This window comes from Pacificibacter marinus, assembly GCF_900109555.1.
GTDB classification, from domain to species: Bacteria; Pseudomonadota; Alphaproteobacteria; order Rhodobacterales; family Rhodobacteraceae; genus Celeribacter; species Celeribacter marinus_C.
In genome coordinates, this window is the sequence record NZ_FNZV01000001.1 from 362880 (window position 1) to 381428 (window position 18549).

At 51.5% G+C, this 18549-nt stretch carries 18 protein-coding genes; 4 read left to right on the top strand and 14 right to left on the bottom strand.

Annotated features, from left to right (window positions below):
* Positions 1-31: 31 nt before the first annotated feature.
* From BM025_RS01635 to BM025_RS01695, 14 genes are all read right to left on the bottom strand, one after another.
* Positions 32-1363, bottom strand: a complete 1332-nt coding sequence (locus BM025_RS01635; RefSeq protein ID WP_085847554.1) for an amidohydrolase family protein — start codon at positions 1361-1363, stop codon at positions 32-34.
* A complete protein-coding gene (locus BM025_RS01640) occupies positions 1363-2427 on the bottom strand; it encodes an ABC transporter ATP-binding protein (protein ID WP_085847225.1) in 1065 nt (354 codons plus the stop codon). Before BM025_RS01640 ends, BM025_RS01635 begins: the two co-directional genes overlap by 1 nt.
* Positions 2424-3212 (bottom strand): ABC transporter permease, encoded by a 789-nt coding sequence (locus BM025_RS01645; RefSeq protein WP_085847224.1) that lies wholly within the window; start codon positions 3210-3212, stop codon positions 2424-2426. Before BM025_RS01645 ends, BM025_RS01640 begins: the two co-directional genes overlap by 4 nt.
* 5 nt (positions 3213-3217) lie before the next feature.
* Positions 3218-4045: an ABC transporter permease gene (locus BM025_RS01650; RefSeq protein WP_085847223.1), complete on the bottom strand. Its 828-nt coding sequence runs from the start codon at positions 4043-4045 to the stop codon at positions 3218-3220.
* A 70-nt stretch (positions 4046-4115) separates the two neighbouring features.
* The gene (locus tag BM025_RS01655) at positions 4116-5132 is read right to left on the bottom strand and encodes an ABC transporter substrate-binding protein (protein ID WP_090875130.1); all 1017 of its coding nucleotides are present in this window, start codon (positions 5130-5132) and stop codon (positions 4116-4118) included.
* A 357-nt stretch (positions 5133-5489) separates the two neighbouring features.
* Positions 5490-6278, bottom strand: coding sequence for a creatininase family protein (locus tag BM025_RS01660; protein WP_085847221.1), 789 nt, complete (start codon positions 6276-6278; stop codon positions 5490-5492).
* Positions 6279-6359: 81 nt separating this feature from the next.
* Positions 6360-6464, bottom strand: a complete 105-nt coding sequence (locus BM025_RS19410) for a 2-oxoglutarate and iron-dependent oxygenase domain-containing protein (protein ID WP_217808923.1) — start codon at positions 6462-6464, stop codon at positions 6360-6362.
* Positions 6465-6482: 18 nt separating this feature from the next.
* Positions 6483-7082, bottom strand: a complete 600-nt coding sequence (locus tag BM025_RS01665) for an NAD(P)H-dependent oxidoreductase (protein WP_085847220.1) — start codon at positions 7080-7082, stop codon at positions 6483-6485.
* Positions 7083-7084: 2 nt separating this feature from the next.
* A complete protein-coding gene (locus tag BM025_RS01670) occupies positions 7085-7687 on the bottom strand; it encodes an NAD(P)H-dependent oxidoreductase (protein ID WP_085847219.1) in 603 nt (200 codons plus the stop codon).
* Entirely contained in the window at positions 7684-9090 is a 1407-nt protein-coding gene (locus BM025_RS01675) for an FAD-binding oxidoreductase (RefSeq protein ID WP_085847218.1), read from the bottom strand. Before BM025_RS01675 ends, BM025_RS01670 begins: the two co-directional genes overlap by 4 nt.
* A complete protein-coding gene (locus BM025_RS01680) occupies positions 9087-10367 on the bottom strand; it encodes a cytosine deaminase (protein ID WP_085847217.1) in 1281 nt (426 codons plus the stop codon). The genes BM025_RS01675 and BM025_RS01680 overlap by 4 nt, the downstream gene beginning before the upstream one ends.
* Positions 10367-11224 carry an ABC transporter permease gene (locus BM025_RS01685; protein ID WP_085847216.1) on the bottom strand — a complete coding sequence of 286 codons (858 nt, stop codon included), beginning with the start codon at positions 11222-11224 and terminating at the stop codon, positions 10367-10369. The genes BM025_RS01680 and BM025_RS01685 overlap by 1 nt, the downstream gene beginning before the upstream one ends.
* The gene (locus BM025_RS01690) at positions 11221-12000 is read right to left on the bottom strand and encodes an ABC transporter ATP-binding protein (protein ID WP_085847215.1); all 780 of its coding nucleotides are present in this window, start codon (positions 11998-12000) and stop codon (positions 11221-11223) included. The genes BM025_RS01685 and BM025_RS01690 overlap by 4 nt, the downstream gene beginning before the upstream one ends.
* 129 nt (positions 12001-12129) lie before the next feature.
* Positions 12130-13125, bottom strand: a complete 996-nt coding sequence (locus BM025_RS01695; RefSeq protein ID WP_085847214.1) for an ABC transporter substrate-binding protein — start codon at positions 13123-13125, stop codon at positions 12130-12132.
* A 264-nt stretch (positions 13126-13389) separates the two neighbouring features.
* Between BM025_RS01695 and BM025_RS01700 the strand changes: the two genes are divergently transcribed.
* The 4 genes from BM025_RS01700 (at position 13390) to BM025_RS01715 (ending at position 18500) form a co-directional block, all read left to right on the top strand.
* Positions 13390-13785: a RidA family protein gene (locus BM025_RS01700; protein WP_085847213.1), complete on the top strand. Its 396-nt coding sequence runs from the start codon at positions 13390-13392 to the stop codon at positions 13783-13785.
* A gap of 381 nt (positions 13786-14166) precedes the next feature.
* Positions 14167-14718 (top strand): RNA polymerase sigma factor, encoded by a 552-nt coding sequence (locus BM025_RS01705; protein ID WP_170842085.1) that lies wholly within the window; start codon positions 14167-14169, stop codon positions 14716-14718.
* An 88-nt stretch (positions 14719-14806) separates the two neighbouring features.
* Positions 14807-15760, top strand: coding sequence for a FecR family protein (locus tag BM025_RS01710; protein WP_085847211.1), 954 nt, complete (start codon positions 14807-14809; stop codon positions 15758-15760).
* Between the two features lie 139 nt (positions 15761-15899).
* A complete protein-coding gene (locus BM025_RS01715) occupies positions 15900-18500 on the top strand; it encodes a TonB-dependent receptor (protein WP_085847210.1) in 2601 nt (866 codons plus the stop codon).
* Positions 18501-18549 lie beyond the last annotated feature (49 nt).

The window sequence follows — 18549 nt, forward strand, 5'->3', positions numbered from 1 at the left end:
GCGCTGAACTTTGACGTTCAAAACCCGCAAATCATATAGGTGCTTTGCTCGCATTTTGATCAATTTCAACGATCCGCGCCTTGAATTGATCTGCAACTTGCAAAACATCACGCAGGGCTTTGTCGGCATCAACGGTATGCGTTTCGCGGTTCTGCATTAGCCATTCCCCCGCAACCATCGTGGCCGTGACATCCGTCGGCATCGTCGCAAATGTCAGCATGGAATAGATGTCATAGATCGGGTGTAAACGCGGGTCTTTCAGCGAGATGCGGATCAAATCTGCCTGTTTTCCAACCTCAAGCGATCCGATACGGTCGGCCATGCCAAGCGTTGCGGCCCCTTCGATTGTGGCCATACGAATAATTTCGGTGCACGGCAAACTTCCACGCGATTGCCCCGCTATATTTTGAAACATAGTCGCAGGGGCCAGCTGTGAGAATAGGTCAAGCGTGTTGCCCGACATCGGGCCGTCGGTGGCAATACCAACCTGAACACCACGGGCGCGCAAGGCAGTAATGGGCGCAATGCCCCGCCCGGCTTTGCCATTCGAGCGCGCGTTATACGCGACATGAACACCGCGCTCTGCGAGCAAATCCATATCGGCTTCTGACGGATACATGACATGAGCTGCGACCAATGAGGGGCTTAACAACCCCGCGCGATCCGTCACTTCAACAGTGCTACACCCATGTGCTTCTTGCGCCCATGCGAGTTCTGCTTGGGTTTCTGCCAGATGCATTTGAATGGGCAAATTAGGGTGATCTGCAGACCATGCAGCCACACGTGCCAACACATCCAACCCTGTGGAATACGGCGCATGAGGCGCTGCAGACGCGGTGATCAATAGGTGATCATGATACAGATCGGCCAACGCATCAAGACGCGCAAAGCCTTCATCGAAACTGCTGTGATCTGGTGCTGCGAAATTGGCAAGCGTCTGGCCAACAACACCGCGCAGGCCCGCTTGATCCAAGACAGCACCTATGCGATCTTCGAAATAATACATGTCGGCAACTGTGGTGACGCCGCCGCGGATCAATTCCAACGCAGCAAGCCGCGCGCCGATTTCGGCCACGTCAGCCGTCATAAGTGCGCGTTCAAGTGGTAAAATATAGCGAAACAATCTGTCGTCTACATCTTCGCCCAAACCGCGAAACAGGGTCATGGACATATGGCAATGCGGATTGACCATGCCCGGCATGATCAAATCCCCGTTCATGTCTTCAACCGGCCCAAGATGGGTCGGCGCTTCGCCCGCGCCGATTGCCGTGATACGTGTCCCGCTTAAAGCGATCCACCCCCGTTCGATTTCAGTCATCGTCCCGTCGATGGTCAGGATACGGGCGTTCGCGATAACAGACATTAGGCTTTGTTCGGCAAAAGGCAGCATTGCTCTGGTTGCGGCACAAGCAGAGCGCCATTGCCACTTTCAAACGGCGTCATCAACGGACCATTGGCAAGCATCGTGCCGCTAGCTGTTTCGCAATGATATTGATAGGCGCGGCCCAAATAGGTGCGCATACCCAAAGTTGCAGGGATGCCGATTTTGCTCTCGGGGGATGCGACAAGCAATCCTTCGGGGCGCGCAGCAAGGGTGAATTTCTTGCTTGGCACAGTGAACTGATCTTTGGGCAGGTCAATCATATGCCCCCCCGCCATTTGCACCCTGACCGCATCGCCAGCTTCCTGCACGACTTCCATCTCAATCATGTTGTCGAACCCTACAAAGTTCGCAACAAATGCGTTGGCTGGCTGCGAATACAGAACCTCAGGCGTATCCAATTGCATGATGCGCCCTTCTTTCATGATCGCAACACGGTCGGAAATTGAGAAAGCTTCTTCTTGGTCATGTGTCACGTACAGCGCGGTGGTTCCGTTGGCCTGTTGCAAGCGGCGAATTTCAACACGCATTTCAACGCGCAGTTTCGCATCAAGGTTCGACAACGGTTCATCAAACATTAGCAACGGCGGTTCAATAACCAAAGCGCGGGCCAAAGCCACACGTTGACGTTGCCCGCCTGACAAGTTGGCCGGATGACGATCTGTCAGCTCACCAAGTCCAACACGTTCAATCATGTCGTTCACGCGCTTGGTACGCTCAGCACTTGATACGCCGCGTTGTTTTAGACCAAACCCCACATTGTCACGCACGGTGAGGTGCGGAAAAAGTGCATAGGTTTGAAACACGAGACCGATATCGCGGGCATGTGCGGGTAGACGCGTTAGGTCCCGGTCGCCCAAGCGGATCGTACCAGCTGTTGGTTCAAGAAACCCCGCCACAAGGCGAAGCGTTGTTGTTTTGCCGCAACCAGACGAGCCAAGCAGCGAGACCAGCTCGCCCTCTGCTATATCCAAAGACAGGTCTTCCAACACTTGGGTTGAGCCATAGTGCGCGGAGATATTTGAGAGTGTGAGTGATTGGGTCATTTTGTAAGAAACGTTAGTCCAAGGGTCCGTTCGACCACAGCCATAACTGCGACAGTGACGCCCATCAACAGAACTGACACCGACGCAATCGTGGGGTCAAAAAACTGTTCCATATGAGCGAGCAACTGGATCGGGAGAGTGGAGACGCCGGGTCCGGTCAGAAAGATCGAAATCGAAACGTCATTGAGAGAGGTGATGAAAGCCAGAATAAAACCCGCGATGATACCAGCGCGAATATTTGGCAAAACGACAGTAAAAAAAGCCTTGTAGCGCGGGCAGCCTAAGGAAACGGCGGCCTCTTCGATTGAGAAATCAAAGCTGTTCAGCGAGGCCCCTACGACACGCACTGTGTAGGGCAAAACGATCAACGCATGACCAACCAACAAGGCGGCAATAATCGGCACGCCAAAACCGCTGGCCAGCGATTTCATAAGTGAAAAGCCCAGTACGATTTCAGGGATCAAGATTGGCAAAACAAAGATATTGCCCAAAAAGGATGGCAGTTCCACACGGTAACGCGCCAGCGCGTAAGCTGCGGGAATACCGATCAACATCGACAAAGTTGTCCCGCCTATCGCCAGCATGAACGAGGTGCCCATTGTGCGCGTGAATGCAGATATTTCAAAAATATTGCTGTACCAATGCAGGGTTAATCCTTGCGGTGGAAAGGTCAGATAGGATGTATCCGACAAAGAGGCCCCAATGATCACGACCAATGGGCCCAACAAAAAGAGAAAGGTCACGACCGTGATAAAGATCAAAACAGGGTGAATGCGCGTTTTCATATGACTTACCCTGCCATCGGATTGAGTTTGCGTGCGACCTTGGACATGACCAAGACTGTGGCGAGCGTCACCACCACCATGACGGTGGCAATTGTCGATGCTCCGACCCAGTCAAAGGTCACCATGGCGCGTTGATAGAGAAAAGTCCCCATCATCATTTGTCGCTCCCCACCCAAAAGTTGCGGTGTGGCGTATGATGTAAAGGACCCGGTGAAAACCAAAACGGCGCCAACGATCAGCCCCGGAACTGCCATTGGAAAGACCACTTGGCGAAAGGCTGCGGTCGGTGTTGCGCCGAGAGACGCTGCAGCATCAATCAAATCTTTGGGGATACCTTCAAGCACCCCGACCAAGGTCAAAATCATCAAGGGCACAAACAGATACACCATTGCGACAATAACAGACCCTTGGGTGTAGAGCATTGAAAACGGTTCTGAGATCACGCCAATGGACAGCAAGAAATTGTTGAGAATACCGTTTTTACCCAAGATCACGAGCCAAGCAAACGAGCGCACGACAACACCTGTGAGCAATGGGAACACCGCGGCAATGATCAGCAAGCTTTTCAACCGCGATGGCACTCGTGCCACCACCCAAGCTGTCACAAACCCGATGGCAACCGAAATGATTGTCGTGATCAACGCGACCTCCATGGTGCGCCACAAAACGGTCATGCGAAAGCGTGAATTGAAAAACGCGCTATAGGTTGAAAGTGGCCCTTTGGGATCGCCAAAGGTGGTCACGAAAGTCGACAAGACCGGCAACCCTAAAAAAATAAAAACCAGCAAAAGTGCTGGGGTCGCGATCAACCACGCGCGCAAGCGGTTAGACATTAGACTTCCTTACAAAGACAATACGGAGCACCCAAAAGGTGCTCCGCTTTAGACGAGAAACTCGACAAACTTAGAGACCGAAAGTTTCGTTCCAGCGATCAATCCAGTCCAGTTTGACTGCGTTCATCATAGCGTAATCCATTTGGTTCAGCTTTGCGATAGCCTCAGGGCCATATGTCCAAACTGATGCTTGCTCAGGTGTCAGCACAACGCCTGTGTGAACGGGCGCATCAACACCTTGCTCTGCGTTCACTTGCTGTACTTCTTTGGACAGCACAAAGTTGATAAACTCATACGCAAGATCAACGTTTTTGGCAGCAACCGGAATGTTCACAGTGTTAAGCGTGGCGATATCGCCATCGTCAAGATCAGCCCATACCATGGTTGGAACAGCTTTTTGCAGTGACGACAGTGTGAAATCTTGTGCAATCGCGACAGAGGCTTCGCCAGTGGAAATCAAGTTCACCATTTCAGAACCGGTGTTGTAGTTCTTGGCAGAACTTGGCTTAAGCGCCTCGATTTGTTCAAACGTTGCATCTGCATCTTTATAGGCATCCACACCAGCGCGTTTGCCAGCTTGCACAACAACCATAGGACCGGCTGTTGTTGTGATACCAGGCAACGTCACAGCACCTTTTAGGTCTTCACGCCACAAATCACCCCAAGATGTGATCGGTTCAACAGCGGCTGTATCATAGACGATACCAACACGGCCAACGCTGTACGCAGGACCAAATCCACCTTGTGGGTCTTGCGCCATTTCGTAAAGGTTTTCGATATTTGGCAGACGTGAGCGATCCAATTCCATGAACGTGCCAGCTTCGACACCCAATTGGGAATAGCTGTCAGTCAGGTAAATAACATCAACGCCTTTGCCTCCGCGCGCTTGTAACTTCCCAAGACGATCCGCGTTGTTGCCGGTCTCAAAAACAAGCTCACACCCGCAGATTTCTTGAAATGGTTCTACGATGTTTGCATGGAGTTTTTCGCCATTGTATCCCCACCATGAGATGGTCAATGTTTCAGCTTGGGCCGAGGTCGTCACAAGAGCAGCGACACAACTGGCGGTCATAAGTGCAAACTTCATCGTAAATCCTTTAATGTTGATTTGGGGGTTAGCCGCGAGGTCTCACCCTTATCCAAGGCGTATATGGCGAGCAAGCCACCCTTGGAAAGGCGCTATGTCATTCCTTAGTGCAAAACACATATGCATAAATTTTCGCCACTCACAGCTTAAACCTGTGATTCCTTAGGCAGAAAATAGGAACAACAGGCTTGGCACAATGGAAATCTCCTTAAACTTCCTTAACTTTTACCCGCATTCAATGACCTTTGCCAAACTGAATAGAGGTCAAAAGTAGCGCTTTTGCGGCAAAATTTTTCACCAAACAGCCACCCCAACATCAATTGGTTTGGGGTGGTTGTGTAACTGATGCACGAGAGATCAATCCGGAATGGTGCGCGCGTAGTTATCTGACGGCAAATCGCGAAGCTGACCCAAAAGATCAATAAAGCCCGCCACTTGATGCGCACAGGTCGCAGCGCCTTTTTCAGCAGTTGCCAAATGGGCTTCGCCGACGGTGCCCTCGGGATTAAGATCTTTTGACACCCACGCCAGATTGATCGCACCAATGGGCGAAATGGTTGCTGTTTCTGCTGTAGACCGAAAATCTTTGGCCTGAGACATGTCCACAAGATGCGGCTTGAACTGCAACATGAGCGAGGTTTCCACATCACCACCATGAATGCCAAACTTGTTTTCTTGCTCTGAATACATGCCCTCGGGCGCACCAAAATTGCCCCATTGGCATTTGACCACCATCATGCCTGCTTGCACGCGCAGTTCGCGGCCCAAAATGGAAATCAGATCAAGGTTGCCACCATGCGAGTTCACGATAACCATTTTTTTCAAACCGGCACGCGCGACGGAAAGCCCGATTTCGGTCCATGCCTCAAGCGCTGTTTTGGCCGTATAGGTCAAGGTGCCTTTGGCGTGAATGTGCTCATTCGATTTTCCCACAGCTTGCACGGGTAAAATAAGAACATTGATATCATCAGGCAGGGTCGCACGCAGTTGCGCCAACATGCCATTGTTGATGTAAGTGTCGACACCAACGGGCAAATGTGGACCATGCTGCTCAATGGCTGCGGTTGGCAAAATCACGATGGTTTTCTCGGGGTCCATTGAGGCAAACTCAGTGGTGCGAAATTCAGACCAATCAAAACGTCTCATGCGGTAGGCTCCAGTGTATAGGTCGCATCAAGGCGCATGCGTAGAGAGTTTGCGCCAATGATGATCGAAGGGTATTTGAGATCAAGAAAAACCAGTTTCACAACAAGCCTCGCCAAGATTAGCAACAAAGCTCGCAGGATTATTATCAGAGACAAACCGATGCCAATCCAAGATAGGAAGTGTCATAGAAAGCCCCTTTTGCGGTTAAGCCCGAATAAGTTTATCAAGACGGGCCGCAACGGTTTTCAAATGCTGCGCACGGCTTTCAGGTGTGGCGCTGTCCATCAAAAATTGTGCTGCAAATGCGGTTTTACATCGCTTGGCTAAAAGCAACCGCACACCGCGCATCAACGTACGCTTGCCTGGTGCTCCAACAAAGAATGTCAGCCAACGCGACGCCCCGCAGGTCGTAAAAACGCCCAACTTGGTGATATGCGTCAGACCGGATTTTATGTCACCGCCCTCATTTTCGGGCATGATGAACGCCACCCCCGGCACCATGGCGCGGTCAAGCCAGCCTTTGAGCATCGCGGGCAAACCATACCACCATGTCGGATAGACAAAGATAAGCGCATCGCACCATTCCAAGTCATTGCAATCACGTTCCACACGGATGCGGTTTTCTGGCACGGTCTCGTAAAATTCGTGGTCTTGCGGTGAAAGCGTAGGGTCAAATCCTTCTGCGTATAAATCGCGTAGGCGGTATTCGACGCCTTGCGCCTCTAGGCGTGCCACAACCAAATCACGAATGGCTGCATTGAAAGACCCTGTGCGAGGATGGCAGTAAACAACAAGAGCTTTCATGGTTAAAACGCTTCCATTTCGCGACGCACACGGTCCAAATGCGCTGTTAATTTGGCTTCGGTGTTGTTGTTCATATCGTAGAGCGCGAGATATTTTTTCTTAGGCATACCGCAGGCATACCAAACGGCGCGCATCACGCATTTACGGGGCGGATCGCTGTTCAATGTCGCGCGAAACCGCGTGCCGCCATAAGTCGTACAGGCGTAGAGCTTTTTGATATTGGTCAGACCCGGACGAATGCCGCCATTGGCAAGTTTGAATGAGACGTCTGGCAAGAACACACGGTCCAAAAACCCTTTTAGAATAGCTGGGTAACCAAAGTTCCAAACAGGAAAGACCATGATCAACGCATCTGCCGCCTGAAGGCGGTCCACATAGGGGCGCACGGGATCAATGTTCTCTGGCACGTCATGATATCCACGCCGTTCAGATTCAGTCAAAACAGGTTGAAACCCTTCGACATTCAGATCGCAATCATCAACGTCCCAACCATTTTTTGTGAGCGTATCCACAACGGTTTTATGAACCGCAGCATTGAAACTTTCAGGGCAAGGGTGCGCGTAAAGCACCAGAACGCGCCCTTTCGGACTGTTCGGCGTGTTCATTCTGTCGCCTCTGGCTTGGGGCGCATGCCTTTGTACGAATACATATCAGCGTAATCGAAATCGGGCTCGTCCCATGCAATCATCTTGCCCGGATTCAACAGACCTTTGGGATCAGCTTCACGTTTGAAATCGATCTGGCGTTTGTCCGTGGATTGACGCCCGCCTTCTTCCAAAGTGTAGCGATGCGGATTGAAAATCATACACTCCATGGCCTCGTGATCTGCGACCAGTTGATCCAGTTCGTCTTTGTTCATCGGCTCAACAATCGGCAATCCGGCGAACGACAGCCCATTGCCTTCGCGCATGACTTCAAGATGCATGTGCAGTTTGCCTTTGAAGGTCTCATAAGCTTCCACGACCTTGTCCACATCGCCGCCATAGCGCACTTGCAAATAGGTAAGGCCTTTGTTGAATTTAAGCGCCCGCAACGTGGTGTGGTTCCAGCCAAATTCATACATAGGCCCGGGTGAGCGCGCCCATTGCAGATCATCCGAACGATAAATCACGTCACCGTCATCATGTCGGCCGAGCAAAGTCATGAAACCGTCCATGTTATGCGGGGCCACCATCACGCCAACAAGGTGATCATTTTCCGTGACATACGGTTTAACACGCTGGAAAAAGCTATGGGCAATCGGCGCGGCATAAACGGACGCAAGTTTGATCAAAATACCCGGCTCTGATGTCAGTGCGCCGGAAAACTCAGTGGCCGCACGAAAAGTGTCAAACCGCACAAACATTTCGACCCATTCATACGCGGGGGCAAGAGGCAGTTCAATTTCGGTGATGATTCCGTTTGTGCCATAAGCGTGCGACACGCGGTGAAGCTCTTCGCCGGTAAATTCCAAGATGCGCGGCTCTTCTTCCATCGTCACGACGCGCAAACGATTGATATTGCCCAAATCGCGCAAGGCGCCCCAGTTCGCGGACCCTACCCCGCCAGACCCGCCAGCAACAAAACCGCCGATGGAGGCTTGTGCGTAGGTCGAGGGGAACATGCGCAACTCTTGGCCGCTCTTTTCTTTGATCTCGGCGTCCATTTCTTTGATGATCGCACCCGGTTCAACCACCACATAACCTGCGCCAATTTCTTTGACTTTGTTCATTTGGGTGGTGTGAATCACGCAGCCGCCAGCAAGCGGGATGGCTTGGCCGTAATTGCCAGTGCCGCCACCACGCATTGTGACGGGGACATCATGCGCATAGCACACTTTCAAAATCTCGATGATTTCTTCTTCGGTTTTTGGGTTGATCACAAAATCCGCTTCAAGGTGATCAAGCTCGGCTTTGAGAACGGGCGAATACCAAAAGAAGTCACGCGACTTATTGCGCACAGTGGCTGGGTTTTCTTCCATGTCGAGATGAGACAAGGCAGCTTTAGCGGCTGAAATATTAGGGGTCATAGCGGGCTCACAATTTGGTCTAAATCGCTGTAGGATGGCAACGTGCGGTCGATGGGATTTCCATCACGCAGCACAATGCGGTCCGATTGAGGGCGGGAGAAAAATTCGGTCCAAGAGCGGGCGTTGCACACCACAAAATCAGCCGAGGCGCCGACATTGAAACTTGGTGCTTCAAAGCCACAAGCCAGTGCTGGGTTGGTGATAAACGTGGTGCTCCAATCTGTGCGCCCGTGATCGAGATGACAAATCCGCGTGGCTTCGCGCATCACTTCGATCATATCCAGATCGCCATAGGCGTAAAACGGATCACGGGTGTTGTCTGAGGCAAAAGACACGTTGACCCCAGCCGCTTTCAATTCATGTACCATGGTCACACCGCGCCACCGCGGCGTGCGCCCCGCCGTGCGATCTTGCAGATACATATTGCACATCGGCAAAGACACCACGTGCAACCCAGCTTTGGCAACCAAGGCGATGATGTCATTGGCCGTGTCATCGGGCATGACCGAAATGGAACAACAATGCCCCACGGTGACTGTGTTTTTAAAACCAAGATCCAAGACAGTCTGCGCGATGGTGCGCAACGTGTCCGATGTAGGATCATTGGTTTCATCGACATGGAAATCGACATCTAAATCATAGAGCTGTGCTAGGTGGAAAAAGTCCAACAACCGCTCTTGAAGATCGGGCACAGGATAGGTGACGGCCCCAAGAGTGTGACCGCCGTTTGCAACGATTTTAGCGACATCGGGAAAGAACCCTTCGTCTTTGAAAACGTTATCAATGGCCACAAGGCAGGACGCTTGCAGCGCAATCTTACCAGCCCATTTTTCTTGCAACTTAGCCACCACACCAAAAGACGAAGCAGCCAAATCATCAGCGCTATCGATATGCGTGCGGATGGCTTTCGTGCCATGGGCATAAGCGCAGCGCAGTGCAAAATCCATACGCGCCTCTACGTCGCTTGCCGTCCAATTGGCGTGATCTGCGCGTACTGTTGTCAGCGCGCCCATGAACGATCCATCAGGATTGCTGGCACGCGGCCAGATGTGCCCCTTGTCGAGATGCGTGTGCATATCAACAAAGCAGGGCAGCACCATAGCGCCTTTCATATCGATTACAGTTTCGGCCGGTTGCCCAGCGTCCGTTGATGTAATCTTGCCGTCTTTGATCGTGAGATCGGTTGTGATGAGATCACCGTCTTGGCCCATAAGGCAGGCAGGAACAGTGATGTTTCGAAGGGTCTTCGCGCCGCTGGGCAGTACGCAAAATTCCATTAAGTCTCCCGTTTGATCGCGCTCTCATGCCATTTGTGCAATAAAGCGTGGCTGAGAAGCGAGGCTGCAGTAAAGATCACCACCCCAGTGGCAGCAATCAAAAGAAGGGCGGCAAACATCCGAGGTATATTCAGACGATATCCAGCCTCAAGAATGCGAAAGGCAAGGCCAGAACCAATGCCCCCAGTGCCCGCGACGTATTCCGACACGACGGCACCAATCAAAGCAAGACCACCAGCAATACGCAGACCACCTAAGAAATAGGGCAACGCAGATGGCAGCTGCAAATACCGCAGACGTTGCCAGCGTGTGGCACCATAAATTTTGTAAAGATCACGCAGGTTGTGATCGGTTGAATTCAACCCAAGCGTGGTGTTCGACAGGATCGGAAAAAACGCCACGATCCATGCGCAAAGCAAAAGCCCTGCAAGACGGTTGTCGACATAGATAAAGATAAGCGGCGCAATCGCCACAACAGGCGTCACCTGCAAGATAACGGCAAAAGGGTAAAACGACATTTCAAAGTAACGCGACTGCGTAAACAAAATAGCCAGTCCAACGCCCCCCACCACAGCAACCCCAAGAGCCATAAGCGTGATTTTGACCGTCACCCACAGGGCACTTGAAAGAATGCTCCAGTCTTGGATCAACGTTTCAATCACCAGTCCCGGACGCGGCAGAATGTAATGCGGAATTTCATTCACCACCACAATACGGTCCCACGCAAAGATGGCCAAGGCAAGCATCAGAGCAGGTAAAACCCATTTCGCGATTTTTTCAATCTTTTGAGCGCGCGCGTGGCGCAACTCTTCTTCGTCTACAATCGGTGCGCTTGATACGTTCACTACATCGCTCATGCTGAAGCCCTTTCGCCATGCTCATTCATCGCGCCATGCAGCGCATCTGAGGCTTTGCGGCATAGGTCCGCATACCCTGCTGAGGTTCGAAATTCTTCGGTGCGTGGATACGGCGCATCCACGGTCACTTCCGACGACACTCGGCCAGGGCGCGCGGCCATGACAACGATGCGGTCGGACAAAAAGACAGATTCAAAAACGGAATGCGTGACAAAAATCACGGTGCATTTCAGCTTGTCACGCAGCATCAACAAATCATTGTTAAGCTTATGTCTGGTGATCTCATCCAGAGCCGCAAAAGGTTCGTCCATCAAAATAAGACGCGGCTCAGTCACCAACGCACGAGCAATAGATACACGCATTTTCATGCCGCCAGACAACTCCCGGGGATAGGATTTTTGGAACTTTTCCAAACCCACCATTTTGAGTGCCCAAAGGATTTGGTCGCGCACTTCAAAAAGACTTTTTCCACGCAACCGGTGTGGCAACCACACGTTTTGTTCGACCGTTGCCCAAGGCATCAAGGTCGGCTCTTGAAACACCACGCCGATATCGCCAGAATTTGTTCCACCTTCCCAAGTGATTTGGCCCGAAGTTTGACGCATCAAACCAGAAATCAAACGCAAGGCAGTGGATTTTCCGCATCCTGACGGACCAAGCAAGGAAATAAAGTCCCCTTGGTTAACCGTAAGATTTAGATCGCTGAGAGCCACGACATTGCCGTTGAAAACTTTGTCCACATTGGACATTTGCAATAGCTTGTCGCGCTGCCCCATGGGCGGGATCGAGGGTGTGGTCACAATTAAGAGCCTTTTTGGGGAGAGCCTTAAAAATCGGTTCTCTAGAGTGTGAACAGGGGCGCGACCGCCCCTGTCAGGTTCTTGTATTCAATCGTTTTTAGGAACCTATTTAAGGTCCATACCGACTTTTTTATTCACAAAATCAAGCGTGTAAGATTTTGAATAATCCAGACCCGCCTCGATAACACCAGCGTCGACCATCTTGTCGTAGAAGTCTTTGATCTTTTCATCGGTCATAGCGCCAATGCCAAGTTCAAGCGCATCACCACTGTCAACAATGCCCTCAGATTTCATTTTATCGATGGCATAAGCGATCTTGTCATCAGACATATCGGGGTTGTCCCCAATGATCATCGCAGTCGCAGCAGCGTTGTCGCCGTAAAGGAAATTGTACCAACCTTTGATGGACCCCTCGACGAAACAGGCAACTTCTTCCGGCTTCTCTGCAACGGTTTTTTCCATGACTTCAACTGTCGTAGCGTAGGATGAATACCCTGCATCTGCGATCAAAAAGAAGTTCGGTGTGAAGCCTGCTTCGGTTTCAATCACGTAAGGTTCTGAAGACAGGTAACCTTGCATACCTTTGTTCTTATCAGCCACGAAAGGCGCTGGGTTAAACGTGTAAGGTTCACGTTGCTCAACGGTAAATCCGTAGGCTGCAATCATCCATTGGTAATAAGAGGCAAATCCATTGTCACCGATCAACAGTGTCAAATCTTTAAGATCTTCAAAGCTTTCGGCCATCCCGGGATGCGCCAAAATACCTTGTGGGTGTTTTTGGAATGCGGCCATGACAGCAACGATTGGAATGCCTTCTTTGGCTGCGTTGAATGTCTGAAGCAGATCACCCCCCATGTGATAATCAATCTTGCCCGCCAAAAGCAGCGCACGGTTGTTCACCTGTGGGCCACCCGTGACGATGCTGACATCCAGACCACAGTCCGCGTAAGTGCCGTCAGCAACGGATTGGTAAAAACCACCGTGCTCGGCTTGGGCAAGCCAGTTGGTGCCAAAGGTTACAGGGGTGAAATCAGCCGCGATAGCAGAGCCAGCTGTCGTCGTTGCAAGCAAAGCGCAGGCAAGTGTTTTTTTGAGGGTCATTGAATGTCTTTCCAAGAGTGCGAGGGGGTGAATTCCAAAATCCACGTTAGTAAGCCTGCAGGGGGAAAGGCCCGCGATCCGTCCTATTCCTTCGCCTATGAACGCCTAAATGATTAAATTGCAGACGATCTATCGACCGTTAGGTCAAAAAATAAGCGATAGTTATGCATTTTTCTGACCAAATCATGAGCATCCTAGCTGCGCACTGCAATGGCGTGACATCAAAGGTCAATTGAAATTTGATTCTAAAGCATCGGTGAAATTATGAACGAAGCCCTGAACCCAACGACCATCGCGGCCCCTTTTGGCGCGTACAACCACGGCATCAAAAGCGCTCAGCAGGGCCACATAGTCGTCACATCGGGACAATTGGGATTGGCCCCTGACGGCACCTGCGCACAGGATGTGACAGGACAAGCGCAACAATGCTTCGCCAATATCGACGCGATTTTGGAACAAGCAGGCTGTGGACGCGACGCTGTGATCCGTATTTCCGCCTTCGTCACAGCACGTGAAGATTTCGCAACCTACATGGCCGTGCGCGATGCATGGCTGGCAGACGTCACGACCAAGCCAGCCTCGACACTTCTTATCGTTAGCGGCTTCACACGTGAAGAGTTCAAAGTCGAAGTCGAAGTAACCGCATTTATGGCTGAATGAGGCGGCCATAAGAAATGGGGGCCTAACGGACCTAGACTGAAAGAGCGCCCCAAAATTTGACAACAACTGGCACTTTCGTCTAACCAAGGCCCAGTCCAGCCCCCCGCGCTCAATCAAAGCTTGGTAGCCATCACAACATTTTATTCATCAGGAAAATCGTCAGACTGACGTTTTGACTGGAATTTATGGATTTGAGATGCAGCGCTATGACCATCCAAGAGACAACAGACTTGCAGGTGAAACCTGTAGACAAAATCGCCATTCTCGGCTTGGTCGCGTGGCAACGCGTTGTGTTAAAAGGATGAATTCGCCGCAATCCATTCCTGTTTTTGTGCTTTGGCATAGATCCAAGGTTTCGAACCCGCACAGGCGGCATGTCTCGTGACAAACGAAATCGCTAGACCTTTTGATGTTGCGCTCTTGTTCGGCAAACACCGCGTGGATTTACACCGTTTTTTAAAAAGTCGCGGCTTTGCAGATGATGCGGCGGCCGATGTCTCGCAAGAAGCTTTTTTGCGACTGCTGACCAGCCCGCAAACGGATGGTATTCGAAACAAGAAAGCTTACCTGTTTCGTATCGCGGCAAATCTGGGTGTCGATATCCAGCGAAAGCAGGCGCGCGAAGGGCGTGTTGAAAGCCTTGACGAAGGCCGCTTTGAGATTGCCGATGAAAGCCCATCGGTGGAACGCATGCTCATCTCGCGTCAAGAACTTGCCATTCTATCCAAGGCTTTTGACGAGGTGCCACATGGACCACAGAGCGTATTTCTGGCCCGTCTCGAAGGATTGACCTTTGCTGAAATCGAACGCAGGCAAGGCGTGCCTTTGAAAACGGCTTACTCACAGGTGATGAAGGTGACACTGTTTTTAAAATCCCGTCTGGATGATGCACGAGAAATTCCTTTGCCCCTTTCAGAAAAACAGCAAGTCTGATCGTCATTTATATGAGGGGCTATAAATATTCCAATATATGAGGGGCTATAAATATTCCAACGCGCCGCGCGTCTGAAAGCAGAGACACATGAGAAATTACCAGCCAGACTGGAACAGTGACGATTTGGAGCCCGATGCAGATCCGGCCCTGCGCGAAGCTGTGCTTTGGCACGAGTTAAAAAATGGCGATACTTTTTCAGAAGAGACAAAACAAAGGTTTGAAGCTTGGCTTGTCGCCTCGCCCGAAAATGCCCGTAGTTTTGCTGAAATTGATGCAATCTGGCAGGGCGCTAGAGAGCTGCCCCAATTCGCGGCGCTGCTAAAGAAAAAGAGGCTTGCAAAAATGTCGCGACGTGCTTTTGTGGCTGGTGGTGGCGTAACCTTGTGCGCGGCAGCGAGCGGGCTATGGCTGTCGAACCACCCCTTTGCCGACTTTAAAACCGCCAAGGGTGAGCTGCGCTATCAAACACTCGCCGATGGGTCGCAGTTAGAGATCGCGGGGCGCACGGCCGCGTCGGTAGATTTCTCTGAGACACGTCGCCAAATGTCACTGCATCGTGGCGAAATTTGGTTCGATATGAAACAGGCGCAATCGCGGCCCTTTGACATTGCCATCGGAGACGCGCGCATCCAAGGCGATGGTGCTCAGTTCGCACTGGAAGCCAGCAATGGGAACCATGTCCTGACGGTTGGCAGCCATCAGACCGAACTTTTGCAAGGCGACAGGAAACTCAGTGTAAATGCAGGGCAACAAGTCGTGTTCGGTAAAATCCGCGCTGACATATTTGAGGTTGATCTCACTTCAGAATTGGCTTGGCGCGAAGGTCGTCTCGCCTATGTATCGCAGCCGATGTGGCGCATCGTTGCTGGGCTAAACCGCTGGAGTGGAAAACAGATCGTCATACTGGATGATGCAATTGCCCAACGGCAGGCCACGCTGATTATCGACATCAATCAAATCGATAACGCACTTGACGACCTGCGTCACGCGCTTCCGATCCAGACATTTGAGGCCCCTGGCGGATATATTTTTATATCTTAATTTCAATATGTTAACCTAACAATCCACAATCAAGCGAAATAAACATACTATTTTTGTCAGAAAAATCCTTTCCTAGACCGTCATTAATGTGAGGCCGCAAAAAAATGCGGCATAGAACACCGATAGACGGAGTAAAATCGTGCGCACCACTGATCAACCAATCCAAAAAAGACCCAAAGGGATAATCGGCGCTTTGATGCTTGGCACCACAATTGCTTTTGCCATGGGACCTGCCTTGGGCAGGCCAGTATCGGCTCAGTCCGCCAGCGAAACCGTTTTGGATTTCGCGCTATCACAACAGCCGTTGCGCCGTGCCGTCGCGGCCTTTTCACGCACAACAGGTATCGGGGTGGCCGCAGATGGATCGATACCAACCTCGGTAACCGCAGGCCCTGTTGTGGGCAGCATGACAGTGCGACAAGGGTTAGACCAATTGCTGGCGGGCACCGGCTATAGCTATCATTTTTCCGGACCAAACAGCGTTGTTTTGCAAGCACCCAAAGCCGATCCCGACACCCAAGACCTCGCCAATGGTGGATTGCTTCTTGATCCGATCGCGGTGAATGACAGCTACGGGCGCTACAACCAAGACAGCACCTATGAGGAAGCCGCCTCAATCGTCTATATGGACAGCGGCGATATTCAGCGATTTCGTGGCGTGTCCACTGGCGACTTCCTAAACGGAGAATCCGGTGTCCTGAATGGCGATAATCGCAACAGCGGCGCCTTGGACGTGAACGTACGTGGCATGCAGGGACAGAGCCGCGTTCCAGTGGTGATTGACGGCAGTTTTCAAGAGTCGACTGTCTATCGCGGATATTCAGGCATCGCAGGGCGGACCTATCTGGACCCTGATTTTGTTGGCAGTGTTTCTATTGAAAAAGGGCCTAGCAGCGGCGCGGATGGAGGCGGTGCTACGGGGGGGGTTGTGCGCGTTTCCACACTTAAACCTAACGATATTATCGCGGACGGCGAAACCGAGGGCGTGCAGTTAAGACTTGGGGTAACGGGCAACACAACTGACATTCCCGCAGAATTAACGGTAGGTGCCGGGAATGGCACAGAGGCACGATTTGATCGTCCTGGTGCGATGGAATTCGGTGAATCGTGGAATGGCAGCATTGCCATGGCTAAGAAATTTGGAAACCTTGAGATTCTGGCAGCCTATGCACGCCGCCAAACTGGCAACTATTACGCGGGTGAGAGCGGCGCGGGACCAGATGCGGATCAATCGAACCGCTACCAACTGGGCGAAGAGGTTCTAAACACGTCGCAAAACAACACGTCCGGTCTTTTGCGTGGTATTTATAAATGGGGTAGCGGCCAATCCATCGATCTGAGCTACTCAAGCTACGACAGCGACTTTGGAGAACTGATGCCTTCGCAAATCATTCGCTCCGATCTAGGTTGGCAATCTCCATTGAGCCACGTGGAAGTGAAAACGGTCACGGCGCAGTACAGCTGGAATCCAGAAAACAACAGCTGGATCGATCTAAAGGCTGATCTCTACCACACCAAAAACCTGACCCATATCACCACCGCCTATGGGTTCAGTGGTATGCCCATTTCCTTGCCTTTTGTTTTCGCCAGTGAAGCCGAACAATGGGGTCTCAATGTGTCCAACAGTTCAGAGCTGATGCTGGCGGACCGCCCGTTGATATTGAACTACGGTGTTTCAGGCAAAAGGGAATTCCTCCGCCCCCCCAATGATACGGATAGCTTTTTGCCCGACAGCCCCTATGCGACGCTCGACGAAGAAGCGCGCGACGGTTGGCGCAACGAAGTTGGGGCCTTTGTCGCAGCGAATTATCAAGCGACAGACAAGCTGACACTGGACGGATCCTTGCGATACATCTGGTCCGAAACACAAGACAACACTGCAATCTCTTACTCCGTGGATGATGGAGAAGGCGGGGTGATTAAGAAAGAACTCTACAAACATCAAAAAGCAGATGGTTTTGCCCCGATCGTTTCGGCGCTTTACGAAATCAGTCCTGGCCTGCAAGTTTATGGCAAATATGCCGAAGCCTATCGGACACCTAGCCTGTTTGAGAGCACAAAAGGCTGGTCAGCGGTCCCGTCCGCCTTTGAAGACTTGAAACCCGAGCATGCCAAGAACAAGGAAATTGGGGTTAATTTCCAAAGCAACGCCCTATTTTCAGGCGGCGGTCTATTTCAGGCCAAGCTGGCCTATTTTGACAATGACGTGGACAACTACATCACCCGAGACACATCCGCAGGTTACAGGTTTGTCAATATCGACCATGCAAGCATGAACGGCTGGGAAGCTTCCGTGAACTTTGACACGGGCAAGTTCTTTGGCACCCTGACCGGATCGAAATATATCGACACCCAATATTGTGGCATGGACGGTGAATGCAGTTCGGGTGGCACTAAGGGCGGTTATGCCCATATGCACGTGCCTCCAGAAACAAGTGCAACCTTAACGCTTGGTCGTCGCTTTTTTGACGAAACGCTAGAGCTGGGGGCCCGCTTGACCTATATCGGCAACCGCGCCTCAACTGATTTCATATCCTCAACAGGTGGCACAAACAGCGCAATCAACTGGACCCCCTACAAGACGGTGGATCTTTTTGGCAGCTATAAAATCAATGATCATATGGCCATTGATGTCGCTGTCGATAACGTCACAGACAAATATTACATGGACAGTTTGACCGTTGGCCTTGTGCCGTCACCTGGGCGAACGATCCGCCTTGGCCTGACTGCAAACTTTTAAACCCAGTTTTCTTTTTTCACCTGTCGGGGACCTATGTCTGCCCGACAGG

Excerpts from the sequence above, each read along its gene's own strand:
- BM025_RS01685 (WP_085847216.1), bottom strand. The coding sequence starts at position 11,224 with ATGAGCGATGTAGTGAACGTATCAAGCGCACCGATTGTAGACGAAGAA.
- BM025_RS01670 (WP_085847219.1), bottom strand. The coding sequence starts at position 7,687 with ATGAACACGCCGAACAGTCCGAAAGGGCGCGTTCTGGTGCTTTACGCG.
- BM025_RS01680 (WP_085847217.1), bottom strand. The coding sequence starts at position 10,367 with ATGGAATTTTGCGTACTGCCCAGCGGCGCGAAGACCCTTCGAAACATC.
- BM025_RS01690 (WP_085847215.1), bottom strand. The coding sequence starts at position 12,000 with ATGGGGCAGCGCGACAAGCTATTGCAAATGTCCAATGTGGACAAAGTT.
- BM025_RS01645 (WP_085847224.1), bottom strand. The coding sequence starts at position 3,212 with ATGAAAACGCGCATTCACCCTGTTTTGATCTTTATCACGGTCGTGACC.
- BM025_RS01640 (WP_085847225.1), bottom strand. The coding sequence starts at position 2,427 with ATGACCCAATCACTCACACTCTCAAATATCTCCGCGCACTATGGCTCA.
- BM025_RS01650 (WP_085847223.1), bottom strand. The coding sequence starts at position 4,045 with ATGTCTAACCGCTTGCGCGCGTGGTTGATCGCGACCCCAGCACTTTTG.
- BM025_RS01675 (WP_085847218.1), bottom strand. The coding sequence starts at position 9,090 with ATGACCCCTAATATTTCAGCCGCTAAAGCTGCCTTGTCTCATCTCGAC.
- BM025_RS01635 (WP_085847554.1), bottom strand. The coding sequence starts at position 1,363 with ATGTCTGTTATCGCGAACGCCCGTATCCTGACCATCGACGGGACGATG.
- BM025_RS01710 (WP_085847211.1), top strand. The coding sequence starts at position 14,807 with ATGAGAAATTACCAGCCAGACTGGAACAGTGACGATTTGGAGCCCGAT.
- BM025_RS01665 (WP_085847220.1), bottom strand. The coding sequence starts at position 7,082 with ATGAAAGCTCTTGTTGTTTACTGCCATCCTCGCACAGGGTCTTTCAAT.
- BM025_RS01660 (WP_085847221.1), bottom strand. The coding sequence starts at position 6,278 with ATGAGACGTTTTGATTGGTCTGAATTTCGCACCACTGAGTTTGCCTCA.
- BM025_RS01700 (WP_085847213.1), top strand. The coding sequence starts at position 13,390 with ATGAACGAAGCCCTGAACCCAACGACCATCGCGGCCCCTTTTGGCGCG.
- BM025_RS19410 (WP_217808923.1), bottom strand. The coding sequence starts at position 6,464 with ATGACACTTCCTATCTTGGATTGGCATCGGTTTGTCTCTGATAATAAT.
- BM025_RS01655 (WP_090875130.1), bottom strand. The coding sequence starts at position 5,132 with ATGAAGTTTGCACTTATGACCGCCAGTTGTGTCGCTGCTCTTGTGACG.
- BM025_RS01695 (WP_085847214.1), bottom strand. The coding sequence starts at position 13,125 with ATGACCCTCAAAAAAACACTTGCCTGCGCTTTGCTTGCAACGACGACA.